The organism is Phreatobacter sp., from assembly GCF_030691135.1.
Taxonomy (GTDB): Bacteria; Pseudomonadota; Alphaproteobacteria; order Rhizobiales; family Phreatobacteraceae; genus Phreatobacter.
In genome coordinates, this window is the sequence record NZ_JAUYFA010000003.1 from 16,437 (window position 1) to 28,226 (window position 11,790).

The following is an 11,790-nucleotide window of genomic DNA, read 5'->3' on the forward strand; positions in this document are numbered from 1 at the left end:
CACGGAAAACGCGGTTGCCTCAGGCGACGGCAGAGGGGTTTGGCGACATGTCGACGACGAGAGGAATCAACAGGCGCTCCTTCGTGGCGGCGGGACTCGGCGCGGCAGGGCTCGTCACCGGACAGGGCAGGGCGGCGCGCGCGCAGGGCCGGGATGCCGTCAAGCTGCTGCTAGACTGGCTGCCGACCGGCGACTACGCCGCCTATTTTGCCGGCATCGCCCAGGGTTTCTTCCGTGAGGCCGGCATCGACCTGACGATCGAGCGCGGCTTCGGCGGAGCCGACACGGTCACCAAGATCGCGACCGGCGTCGCCGAATTTGGCATCGCCGATATCGGGTCCCTGATGGCCGGCCGCGTGCGGACGCAGGTTCCGGTGAAGGCCATCGCCTCCATCTACACCCGCCCACCGCACTCGCTCTTCGTGCTGGCGGCCTCCGGCATTCGCAGTTTCAAGGACCTCGAGGGCAAGAAACTCGCCGGCGCCCCGGGCAGTTCGGTCCGGGTGTTCCTGCCGCTGGTTCTGGCCCGCAACAATGTGGACATTGCCAAGATCGAGATGATCCAGTCGGAACCCGCGACGATGGGGCCGCTGCTCGTCTCCGGACAGGTGAATGCGGTCATGGGTTTCCTGCCCAACCTGCCGCGTTTCAATGGCATGGCGCGCCAGCAGGGCGGCGCCGTCAATGCCCTCGAGTTCGCCGATACGCTGCAGATCTACGGCAATGTGCTCTTCGCCTCCGAGGCGACGATTGCTGGCAAGGCCGATCTGGTGCGCCGGTTCGCCGGGGCCCTCGTGCGTTCGCTCGAATTCACCCGCGACAATGCCCGGACCGCTTTCTCGGCCATCCAGGCGGCTGTCCCCGGGCTTAATCCCGAGGGTGATTTCGCGGCCATGGAGATCGCCACGAAGCTGATGTTCGACAGCGAGGTTGCCCGCCGCCTGCCGACGGGGAGCCTCGATGCGGCGCAGGTGAAGCGGACGTGGGAGCTTCTCGCGGAGGCCCAGTCTCTGCCCACCGCCGCGACAGACCCGGAAGTCTTCGTGGTGCGTGGCTTGTTGCCGCGCGGTTGATGGTGAAAACACCGATCCTGGCGCTCGATGCCGTCAGTCAGGCCTACCTCTCCCGCGACGGCTCGGAGGTGCGGGCGCTGGACGCCGTCAGCCTCGATGTCTCCGTCGGCGAATTCGTCGCCGTCGTGGGGCCTTCGGGCTGTGGCAAGTCGACGGCTCTGCGGTTGATCGCCGGCCTCGACCCCATCACCCGCGGTACCATCCGCATCGCCGGCCGGCCTGGCGCCGAGGGCCGGGATCGCGTCGGCATGGTCTTCCAGAAGGCGACCCTGCTGCACTGGCTGACCATTGAGAAGAACGTGCTGTTGCCCGTCAGGGTGCGCAAGGGCCGACCGGAGGCGGCGGACGTCGCCGCCGCCAAGGCGCTGCTGGACATGGTCGGGCTCGGCCAGTTCGGCGGCAAACACCCGCAGGAGCTTTCCGGCGGCATGCAGCAACGGGCCGCCATCTGCCGCGCCTTGATCCAGGATCCCGACATTCTCCTGATGGACGAGCCCTTCGGCGCTCTCGACGCGATGACTCGCGAGGAGATGTGTTTCGAGTTGCTGCGGATCTGGGAGGCGCGTCGCAAGACCATCGTCTTCGTCACCCATTCCATTCCCGAGGCCGTCCTTCTGTCCGACCGGGTGGTGGTGATGACGCCGCGCCCCGGACGCATCGCCGACATCGTGCCGATCGACCTGCCGCGGCCGCGCTCGGTGGCCAGCATGCACGACCGCGCCTTCCAGACAGCAACCGATCGCATCCGCCGGAGCATTTATGGACACGATGGAACGGCTGATCGCCCAACCCTCTAGCCTCGGGAGGTTCTGGCGCACTGCCCAGGGCATCCTCATTCCCGTCTGCTCGCTGGGGAGCCTGTTGCTTCTCTGGGAGGGTGCGGTGCATCTGTTCGGCATCAGGCCGTTCCTGCTTCCTGCGCCAAGCCGGATCCTGCAGGAACTGGTCGCGACCGGCCCGCATCTGCCCGGCAATATCGCGGCTACCTTGCTGACCGTCGTCCTGGGGTTCGGTACCTCCGTCCTGATCGCGATTCCCCTGGCCGTCGCCATTGCCTCGTCACCGGTGGTGGCGCGTGCGGTCTACCCGCTGCTCCTGATCACCCAGTCGACGCCGATGATCGCGATCGCGCCGATCCTGGTGGTAATCATGGGGACCGGGCAGCTTTCGCGAACGACTGTCGCCTTCCTGATCGCCTTCTTCCCGCTGCTGATTTCCACGGTGACGGGTCTCCTCGCAACTCCGCGGGAGGTCGTCGACCTCTCCCGGATGATGCGAACCAGTTTCTTCCAGGATCTCTGGATGATCCGGCTACCCGGGGCGGTTCCCTTCATCTTCGCCGGGCTCAAGGTCGCCATATCGCTAAGCGTCATTGGCGCCGTCGTCTCCGAATTCGTCACCGCCAATGCCGGCCTCGGCTATCTGATCACCCAGTCGACGGCCTTCTTCAATGTACCGCTCGCTTTCGGCGCGGTGGTCCTGTTGTCCGCGACCGGGGTCGTCCTGTTCGGTCTCGTCGTTCTGACCGAGAGGGTCTTCTTTCCCTGGTCGGTCGAGAACGACCGCATCCGTCGCGATTGAACCGGCCATGATTCCAGCGCCCTCGACGCTCGCGGAGGCCGTGGCCCTCAGCCAGGCCGGCGGCAATTACGCCGCGGGGCGCACCGTGCTGAGGCCGGGCGCCGCTCCCGATGACAATCTCATCGACATCTCCCGGCTTCCCGGCCTCGATGGCATCGACGAAGCCGCGGACGGCGGCTCGCTCCGCATCGGCGCGCTGGTTACCCTGGAGCGTCTTCGCCGTGATCCGCGCGTGACGGCGCGCAATCCCGCGCTGGTCGCATTGCTCGGACTAGTCGCCGGGCTCGGCGTTCGCACCCTCGCCACCGTCGGTGGCAATATCGGCTGGGGGGCGGGCGACCTCGTTCCCTTCCTGCTCGCCCATGATGCCCGCCTGGAGACCTCCGAAGGGGTCCTTGATGCGGACTCGCTTCCTGCCGGCGCCTTGCTCGTGGCGGTGCGGCTCCCGCCACAGCCGCCGATGTCCTTTGTCGAGAAGGCAGGCTACCGGGCAGCCTTCTCGCCGACGCTGATCACCGTCGCCCTGTGCGCCGAGGTCCTGAAGCGGCGCGTAACGAGCATCCGGATCGCGGCCGGGGGCGGGGTGACACGTCCACAGCGGCTCGGACGGGCCGAAGCGCAGCTTACGGGTTCCGCGCTCGATGGCTTCGACTGGCAGTGCCTCGCGGACACGATCGAGGACGAACTGGATACGGTGTCCGACGCCCTGGCCAGCGCTGCCCATCGCCGGCGGGTGGCAGCCCGGCTGATTACGGGTCGGCTCGTCGAGGAACTGGCGCGGGGCGCGGCATGACCATCCTGACGCCCGGCTTCCGCTTCCTCACCGACATCTCGGCACCGGGCCTTTTGCATGCTGCCGTGCTTCGCAGCCCCCATCCCCATGCCGAGATCGTCGCCATCGACATCACCGCCGCCATGGCCTTGCCCGGCGTGCGGGCGGTGGTGACGGCGGCGGATATCCCAGGCCGCAACGCCTTCGGCGTGCGGGTCGCCGATCAGCCCTACCTCTGCGCCGGAAAGGTGCGAACGGTGGGCGACCCCGTCGCGGCCGTCGCCGCCGACAGTCCGGCGATTGCGCGGCGCGCGGTGGAACTGATCGCGGTCCGCTGGAAAGACCTCCCGGTGCTCGCAGATCCCGCCGCGGCCCTCGCCGAGGGCGCGCCACCGATCCACCAGACCTCGAACCTCCTGCATAGCACGCGCCATCGGCGCGGTGACCTCGCCGCCGCCTTGGCACGGTCCGCCCATATCGTTGAGGACGTTTATCTTACACCGCGCCAGGTCCACCATTTCATCGAGCCCGAGGGCGCCGTCGCCATTCCCGCGGATGGCAGTCTCACGGTTTTCGGCCCCGGGCACTGGGCGAGCGCCGAGGCCCGTGACATTGCAGCGATGCTCGCGCTGCCCGAGGCGCAGGTGCGTGTCGTCGCCAGTCCCGTCGGTGGCTCCTATGGTGGCAAGGACTGTCTCCATGCACAGCCGCTTGCGGCTCTCCTCGCCCATGTGACCGGCCAGCCGGTGCGGTTGATCTGGCGGCGGGAGGAGAGTTTCGCCATTGGCGTCAAGCGTCATCCTTTCACGATCCGGATGCGGAGCGGAGCCGATGCCGCGGGCCGCCTGACCGCCCATGAGGTCGACCTGTTGGCCGATACCGGCGCCTATGCCCAACATGGCCCCGAGGTCCTCGATACCGCCCATGAAAATGCTCAGGGTCCCTATGCCTGGGCTGCCGTCGATCTGTCCGGTCGCCTCGCCTACACGAACAACGGTATTGCCGGCGCGATGCGCGGTTTCGGAGGCGTGCAGGTCCAGATCGCGCTGGAGCAGCAGATCGACCGGCTGGCTGCCGCTTTTGGCATCAGTCCGTGCGCATTTCGACAGCAGAATCTCCGTCCCGAAGGCGCCAGGGGCCAATTGGGCCAGACCCTCGCCGCGCCCGCATGGCACAGCCGGGCTCTGGCGGCGCTGCCGCGAGGCGCACCCGCCCGGCGTGCCGGTCGGTGGTTGACGGGCTCCGGCATCGCCCTGGTCGAGAAGAACGAGGGGTTCTCGCCGGGCGGTCCCAATGCCGGTTCCAGTGTCCTCGCGCTGGTCGATGGCCGTATCGTGGTCCGTACCGGGCTGTCCGACCTCGGCCAGGGCCTGACGCTGGCGGCGACCCACGCGGCGACACGACTCATCGGCTGCGCGATGGAGGATGTGACCGTCGTTGCCGGAGACAGTCTCCTGGCGCCGGATTCAGGCCCCGTCGCAGCAAGCCGCGGGGCGGGTGTGCTGTGGCGCAGTCTGGCTTCGGCCGCACCCGCCTTCGTCGCCACCGTGCTGTCTCGCGCGTCCGAGGCGACGGGCGTTCCCGCCGATGCCCTCGTCATGGGCGCGGGTGGTGTCTACAGCCGGACAACGCCATCCAACCGACCCCTCATCGGCTGGGCGGCGTTCGCGGCGGCGCCTATCGCGGTCACTGGCCTGGCGCCCGCCATCGTTCCTCCGGACGGCGAGGGGGCCTGCCATGCCCTGTTCACCGCCTGCGCGGCCATGGCCGAGGTCGCCGTCGACAGCTTCACCGGTCGTGTCGAGGTGCGGCGCATGGTGATCGTGCCGGTCACGGGTCCCGTGCTCGATACCACGGCGATCACCGGGCAACTGGCTGGCGGCGCGTCGCTGGCCGCCGGTCTCGTCGTCAGTGAGGACCTGCCGGCGGAGCAGGGGCGGTTCCGCGCCTCCAACCTCGACGGCTATTTCGCTCCCACCATCGCCGACGCCTTCGACTGCGACGTCCGTTGCATCGCCGATATTCCGCCCGATGTCGCGGGTCCGCGGGGCGTCGGCGAGATCGGCACCAATGTTGCGGCACCGGCCATCGCCAATGCGGTGCTTGCCTCCACCGGCTTCGTCTGCCGCCGGCTGCCGGTGGACCCGCAGGCGATGCTGGCGCATTTGGGAGAGACCCTTTGACCTGTTCGTTCATCGTCGACGGGGCGACGGCCAGCCTTCCGGACAACGCCGCACCGACCCTGCTGGAGGCCTTGCGCGACCACCTCGACCGGGTGGCTCCGAAGGCCGGATGCGGCATTGGACGGTGCGGCGCCTGTGTCGTGTTGCTCGACGGCGAGCCGGTCAATGCCTGCCTCGTGCCGCTGGTGCGGGTTCATGGCCGCCGCGTCACGACAGCCGACGGCCTCGACGGGCCGACGGCCGATGCCGTACGCCAGGCTCTCGGGGAGAACCATGCCTTTCAGTGTGGCGCCTGTGCCCCCGGCTTCCTGGTTTCCATCACCTATCTCGCCGGCCTGTCGCCGCGGCCGTCGGCGCCCGAGGTGGAACTCGCGCTATCCGGGCATCTCTGCCGCTGTACCGGCTATGGCGGCATCCGCCGGGCCATCAGGGCTCTTTTCCGATGACCTCGACATCAGGTGATAGCCAGTCCGCAGTTCGGCGGGCCGCTGCCGCATGGTGTGTTGCATTCAACCCGTGATGATGGAGAAACCCTCATGCGCCTGGCCTCGGTCATGGAAGCCCGCGACGAGTATCTGTCGTTCGAAATGGAGCGGGCGGCCCGCAAGCTCGCCGAGGAGGTGCTGGAGATCCGGCCCGGCATGACCGTCGTCATCACAGCGGACACATCCAGCGATGCACGCGTTGTCTGGGCCAGCGCCCGTGCCATCTACGCGGCCGGCGGTGTCCCAAGCGTCATGTGGTACCACACCCAGCCCCGACCGCAGATGGAGCCTCCGGCGCCGGTCGCCGCTGCCGTCGCCGCCGCCGAAATCTGGATCGAACAGGCCGTCGCCTACACCATGTACACCGAAGCCTGGCAGGCGGCGCTCGATGCCGGTGTCCTCTATTGTGAACTCGGCGGCATGGATGTCGACGGCATGGTGCGCTGCATCGGCCGGCAGAGTATCGGCCTGATGGCCGAGATGGGCGACGAGATCATCCGCCTCCTCACCGATGCCGAGGTGGAGGTGACGAGCGAGGCCGGCTCGTCGATCGTCTTCTCCAACAGGGGATGCAAGGTCGGCGAGTTCAAGATGAAGACGACGCCTGAGAAGACCCCGATCATGCTGGCCGGACAGGTCTCGTGGTCGCCTGTCGAGGACTCCATGAAAGGACACCTTGTGGCGGACGGCATCCTCTATCCGCCCTCCGAAGTCGGCATCATGAACGAGACCGTGCGGTTCGAAATCGCCAAGGGGCGCATCGTCGATATTGCCGGCGCCCGGGAGGCGCTGGTGCTGAAAAAGTGGATCGATCAGCTTGCCGACGACACGATGTATCGCATCGCCCATGTGTCGATGGGGTTCAATCCCGGCATTCCCGTCCCGACCGGCCGGGTGGTTGAGGACGAGCGTGCCTTCGGCGATATCGACTTCGGGTTCGGCGCCTGGGTCGGCCGGCCGGCAGCCGGACATTTCGATTTCACCTGTCGTCAGGTGACGATCAAGGCGAATGGCGTGCCGCTGCAGGAAAACGGCCGGTATACCCACCCGGTTCTCGCCCGGTTGTGCCAGGCCATGGGCGTGCCGCACCATTAGGTCGATCCGCATTCACACCGGGCCGAAATCGTGATGAGCGAGGGCACGCAAGAGCATGACAATGGAATTGTCGCGAGCCGACCGGGACATGATGCATGGCGTCATCGACATGCATCTGCACGCTCATCCCTGCCTTCTGGAGCGACCGTTCGATGAGATCGAGTGCGCCGAGCAGGCCCGCGCTGCCGGATATCGCGGGCTCGTTCTCAAGAGCATCTATGTTCCGAATGCCGACCGCGTGGAGCTCGTCCGCAAGGTGGTCCCGGGGATCGATCTTTTCGGCTCCATCGTGCTCAACCATCCGGTCGGGGGGCTGAATCCAGAAGCGCTCAGCGCCGCCATCGGGTTCGGCGTGAAGGTCGTCTGGCTGCCGACGGTCCATGCGGCTCATCACCAGCGCCATTTCGGTATGCCGACCTATCCCTGGCAGACCGCGCTCGGGCTGGAACGCACCCGCACCAAGGCCGAGCCGCTGTCGCTGCTGGACGCCGAAGGGGAATTGAAGCCCGAAGTCGTCGAGATCATCGCCCTGTGCAAGCAGGCCGATCTGGTTCTCGGCACCGGTCACGTGTCACTGGACGAGGTCATGGCGGTCCTGCGCGAGTCCCGGCGCATCGGCTATGAGCGGGTGGTCATCACGCATGTGGGATGGCATGCGACGGACTGGCCGATCGAGGCGATGACGGCGATGCTCGCCCTCGGCTGCACCTTCGAGTTCACGGTCAATCCGCTGATGCCGAACCGCCAGCAGGCCAGCCCCAAAGACTTCGCCAAACGGATCCGCGCCGTGGGCGTTGAGAACTGCGTCGCATCCACCGATCTCGGCCAGCACGACAATGCCCACCCGATCGAGGGCTTCCGGATGTGGTTGCGCATCCTGATGGCGAACGGATTTTCGGCAGCGGACATTGATGTGATGGCCCGCCGCAACCCGGCCCGCCTCCTTGGGCTGCCGGCTCTCGCATGACGGCGAGGCCGCAGATCCTGAAGCCCGACTGGATCATCGACGGTGATGGCAAAGGCCTGCCGATGGGAACAGCCCTGCGCATGCAGGACGGCCTGATTGCCGACGTCGGGGCGGCGGGCGGTCTCGGCGGCGGCGAGGCGGAAGAGGTGGAGCTCACCGGACTGACGCTGCTTCCTGGCTTCATCGATCTCCACGGCTATCTGTCCGTCGATCCCGATCGCCCGGAACCCATGCGGCGTATGTTCGACCCCGATCTGGCGGGGCGTCGCCGCACGGCGCTTGCCCACATGCTCACGGATCTGCGCTCGGGCGTCACCACCCAGCGCGTGATGGGGGAGGGGAACGGGCTGGACCTGAAGCTTTCCAGATCGGTGCGCGACGGCGATATCGACGGACCGACCCTGGTCGTCTGCGGGGCCCCGATCGCGCCGACGGGGTCGCACCAGGCGCCTGCCAGCGGTGGCATCGATACATCCGATGCGCTGCGCCAAGCCGTTCGCCAGCGGGCGGCAGCCGGGGTTGATTTCCTCAAGCTGGTGCTCACCGGCGGCATCAACGGTGCTGGCAAGGACGCGCTCGCACCGCTGTATAGCGCAGATGACCTCGACCTGCTGTTCGCGGAGGCGGCGTCGGTTGCCCTGCCAGTGGCGGTCGCTGCTCATGGCGGTTTTGCGGTCGCGATGGCGGCCGCGCGCGGGGCCGTGACGATCGAGCATTGTGCGCTGTTCGACGCTGCAGACCTCGCCGCCCTCAGCGCGTCCGCCACAATGCCGGTGCTGACGCTGTCCCGCTTTTTTGCGCCGGGGGGCATCGCGCGCAGCGCGAGTGACAATCCCGTTGTGCTTGAGCGGCTGGAACGCGCCAAGGAGCGCCTGGCCTGGCTCTGCGGCGCGATCGCTGCGGGCGGGCAGGACTTCGGCCTCGGCACTGACAACATGCACGGCCAGATCGCCGAAGACGCGCGGCTCGCCGTGGAGGTCGGCCTGCCCACGGCGCGGGTCATCGCCGCCTTGACAGGCACGGCCGCACGTCTGATCGGCCGTGACAGCCGGATCGGCTGGATCCGTGCCGGCTTCGCTGCGGATCTGGTCGCGGTTGCCGGCAATCCGCTCGACGCCATCGAGGCGCTGGGCGCCGTCCGTGGCGTGTGGCGCGGTGGACGCCGCCTTTCCCGGTTGACCAACTGACCAGCGAGGATCCGATGAGGCTCAGGGACAAGATCACCATCATCACCGGGGCAGCGAAGGGGCTGGGCCGGGACGTGACGCTGGCGCTCGCCGAGGAGGGCGCGCATCTGGTCATGGTCGGCCGTGATGTCGACGCCCTGCAGGGTGTCGCCGCGGAGGTGGCGGCGCTCGGGCGGCGCGTCGAGGTGGTCAAGGCCGACCTGCGCGAGCCCGGCGAGGTCGCGGCGATGGTTCACAAGGCGCGTGACTTCGGCGGTGGCCGGATCGATGTATTGGTCAATGCCGCCGGTGTCTCCGCCCGTGATCCCGTGCCGCTCTGGGATCAGCCGGTCGAGGATTTTGCCCGCTTCTTCGACACCAATGTGAAGGGTGTCTTTCTGACCATGAAATACGTCCTGCCGATCATGATCGGCCAGAAGAGCGGCCGTATCGTCAATGTCGGCGGCACGTTCGGCCATCGCGGCGTCGAGGGCAATTCGCTCTACGCGGCCTCGAAATGGGCCCTGCGGGGCGTCACGAAATCGGCGGCGGTCGAGGCCGGGCGCCATGGCGTCGGCATCAACATCGTTGCCCCAGGTGGTGTCGAGGGCCCCAGTTTCGACGGGTGGCTCGCGGAGGAAGCAGCCCGCCGCGATATCGCGCCTGCCACCATGTTCGACCGGTTCGTCAGCGGTGCTGCCATGCGTCGCCTCAGCCGGGCGAGCGACATTGCGAATGCCATTGTGTTCCTCGCCAGCGACGCCTCTCGCAACATCACGGGCCACGATCTGCTGGTCGACGGCGGCACCATCATGTAGGTCGCCCGCTCACCTTCGGTCGCCAGACGGGCATGCGAGCGTCATCGCGTGACATATCCCTCGGCAAGGTCGCGTGAGCGGGCTTCTTCGGCGCGTTCTGCCGGATCCCCCCAGCCGCCACCGCCGGATGTTTCAATGGTGAGCACGTCGCCGCGTTGCATCGCGATCCCCGAGACCTTCGAGGCGAGCGATATTGAAGTGCCGTCCGCCCGCGTGATCGTGGTCCTGCTGAGGGATCCGGGCTTTCCCCCGGCGAGCCCATAGGGCGGATGCCGGAACCGCTCGAAATTCGTGCTCAGCGATCCGTTATCCGCGTCGAGCCGGAAGGCGCGGGAAAGCCCGAGCCCGCCGCGGTGCTGTCCGTCCCCCCCGGAATCCGGAATGAGCCCGTAATGGGTGAAGGTCACCGGATAGCGGGCCTCCACCATCTCGATGGGGGCATTGGTATTGTTGTGGAGGCCGCAGGAGAGGGCGCTTGCGCCATCTCCGCCTGCGTGGCCGCCCCAGCCGCCGACCTCAATGTCGAAATAGACCCGGCGTCGTCCGCTCGCTTCGACCGTCGCCAGGGCATAGACATAGGAGATCGCGTAATAGGCGGCCGGGATCCGCGCCGGGATGAGCTGCGCCAGCGCGCCGAACACGGCCGTGGCGATCCGGTGATTGACAACCATGCGACCTGTGACCGGCGCCGGGAACTGGGCATCGACCACGCTGCCGGGTGGAACCCGCACGGTGATCGGGCGATAACATCCTGAATTGGCCGGAATTTCCGCACCGAGTGCGGCGAGAACCGCGTAATAGACGGCCGAGCAGGTCATGGCGCGGGTGTTGTTCACCGGCCCCTGCACCTGCGGGCTCGACCCGTCGAAATCGATGACGATACCGTCACCCTGCCGCTCGATCCGGACCGACAGCCGGATCGGACCTTCGGTCTGACCGTCATCATCAACCAGTTCCACGAAATGCGCGGTCCGGTCTGGCAAGGACGCAATCGCGGCCCGCATCATGCGCTCGGAACCCTCGAGGATCGCCTGCATCGCCTGCATCAGGTCAGGGGTGCCGTAGCGGTGGATGATCCGCTGCACGGCGCCGACGCCGATCCCCAGCGCTGCGATCTGGGCCTGCAGGTCTCCGCTCGTCTCGTCAGGCTGGCGCACATTGGCCAGCACCATCTTGAGGATGGCCTCATTGACCACCCCGCATTCGGCAAGCTTCAGGGGCGGAATGCGGATGCCTTCCTGGAAGATCTCGCGAGCACCGGCATAGTAGCTCCCGGCGGCGCCACCACCGACATCGACGTGATGACAAAGGGTGCCGACGAAGCCGATCCGTGTCTCGCCGGCGAAAACCGGTCGGAAGGTCATGATGTCCGGCAGGTGCTGCCCGCCGGAATAGGGGTCATTGGTGATGACGATGTCGCCGTCCTGCCATCCATCCAGCGGAAAATGAGCGGAGAGCAGCGTCTCGAGACATGCGGACATCGAATTGAGATGAACCGGAATCCGGGCGGACTGGGCGATGTTCTGTCCTCGCGAGTCGAACACGGCGGTGGAGTAGTCGAGGATTTCACGGACGACCGTCGAGCGACTGGTTCTCCAGATGGTGAGGCTCATCTCCTCTGCGGCTGCGACAAGCGCATTGCGGATGACC

11 protein-coding genes are annotated in these 11,790 nt (G+C 67.2%); 10 read left to right on the plus strand and 1 reads right to left on the minus strand.

Going from position 1 to position 11,790, the window contains the following annotated elements:
- Window positions 1-47: 47 nt before the first annotated feature.
- From Q8O26_RS00230 to Q8O26_RS00275, 10 genes are all read left to right on the plus strand, one after another.
- Window positions 48-1,073, plus strand: coding sequence for an ABC transporter substrate-binding protein (locus tag Q8O26_RS00230; protein ID WP_305572310.1), 1,026 nt, complete (start codon window positions 48-50; stop codon window positions 1,071-1,073).
- Between the two features lie 2 nt (window positions 1,074-1,075).
- The gene (locus Q8O26_RS00235) at window positions 1,076-1,870 is read left to right on the plus strand and encodes an ABC transporter ATP-binding protein (protein WP_371134402.1); all 795 of its coding nucleotides are present in this window, start codon (window positions 1,076-1,078) and stop codon (window positions 1,868-1,870) included.
- The gene (locus Q8O26_RS00240) at window positions 1,833-2,654 is read left to right on the plus strand and encodes an ABC transporter permease (RefSeq protein ID WP_305572314.1); all 822 of its coding nucleotides are present in this window, start codon (window positions 1,833-1,835) and stop codon (window positions 2,652-2,654) included. The genes Q8O26_RS00235 and Q8O26_RS00240 overlap by 38 nt, the downstream gene beginning before the upstream one ends.
- 7 nt (window positions 2,655-2,661) lie before the next feature.
- Entirely contained in the window at window positions 2,662-3,447 is a 786-nt protein-coding gene (locus Q8O26_RS00245) for a xanthine dehydrogenase family protein subunit M (RefSeq protein ID WP_305572316.1), read from the plus strand.
- Window positions 3,444-5,609, plus strand: a complete 2,166-nt coding sequence (locus Q8O26_RS00250; protein ID WP_305572318.1) for a xanthine dehydrogenase family protein molybdopterin-binding subunit — start codon at window positions 3,444-3,446, stop codon at window positions 5,607-5,609. The genes Q8O26_RS00245 and Q8O26_RS00250 overlap by 4 nt, the downstream gene beginning before the upstream one ends.
- Window positions 5,606-6,055 carry a (2Fe-2S)-binding protein gene (locus Q8O26_RS00255; protein ID WP_305572319.1) on the plus strand — a complete coding sequence of 150 codons (450 nt, stop codon included), beginning with the start codon at window positions 5,606-5,608 and terminating at the stop codon, window positions 6,053-6,055. Before Q8O26_RS00250 ends, Q8O26_RS00255 begins: the two co-directional genes overlap by 4 nt.
- 90 nt (window positions 6,056-6,145) lie before the next feature.
- Window positions 6,146-7,189 carry a hypothetical protein gene (locus tag Q8O26_RS00260; protein ID WP_305572321.1) on the plus strand — a complete coding sequence of 348 codons (1,044 nt, stop codon included), beginning with the start codon at window positions 6,146-6,148 and terminating at the stop codon, window positions 7,187-7,189.
- A gap of 91 nt (window positions 7,190-7,280) precedes the next feature.
- Window positions 7,281-8,156 (plus strand): DUF6282 family protein, encoded by an 876-nt coding sequence (locus Q8O26_RS00265; protein ID WP_305572323.1) that lies wholly within the window; start codon window positions 7,281-7,283, stop codon window positions 8,154-8,156.
- Complete coding sequence (locus Q8O26_RS00270) at window positions 8,153-9,343, plus strand: amidohydrolase family protein (protein ID WP_305572325.1); 1,191 nt, start codon at window positions 8,153-8,155, stop codon at window positions 9,341-9,343. The genes Q8O26_RS00265 and Q8O26_RS00270 overlap by 4 nt, the downstream gene beginning before the upstream one ends.
- Window positions 9,344-9,357: 14 nt before the next feature.
- Window positions 9,358-10,140, plus strand: a complete 783-nt coding sequence (locus tag Q8O26_RS00275) for an SDR family NAD(P)-dependent oxidoreductase (RefSeq protein ID WP_305572327.1) — start codon at window positions 9,358-9,360, stop codon at window positions 10,138-10,140.
- A gap of 41 nt (window positions 10,141-10,181) precedes the next feature.
- On the opposite strand, the gene Q8O26_RS00280 is transcribed toward Q8O26_RS00275, so the two are convergent.
- Window positions 10,182-11,790, minus strand: a 1,609-nt coding sequence (locus tag Q8O26_RS00280) for a hydantoinase B/oxoprolinase family protein (RefSeq protein WP_305572329.1), incomplete at its 5' end; no start/stop codon positions are given.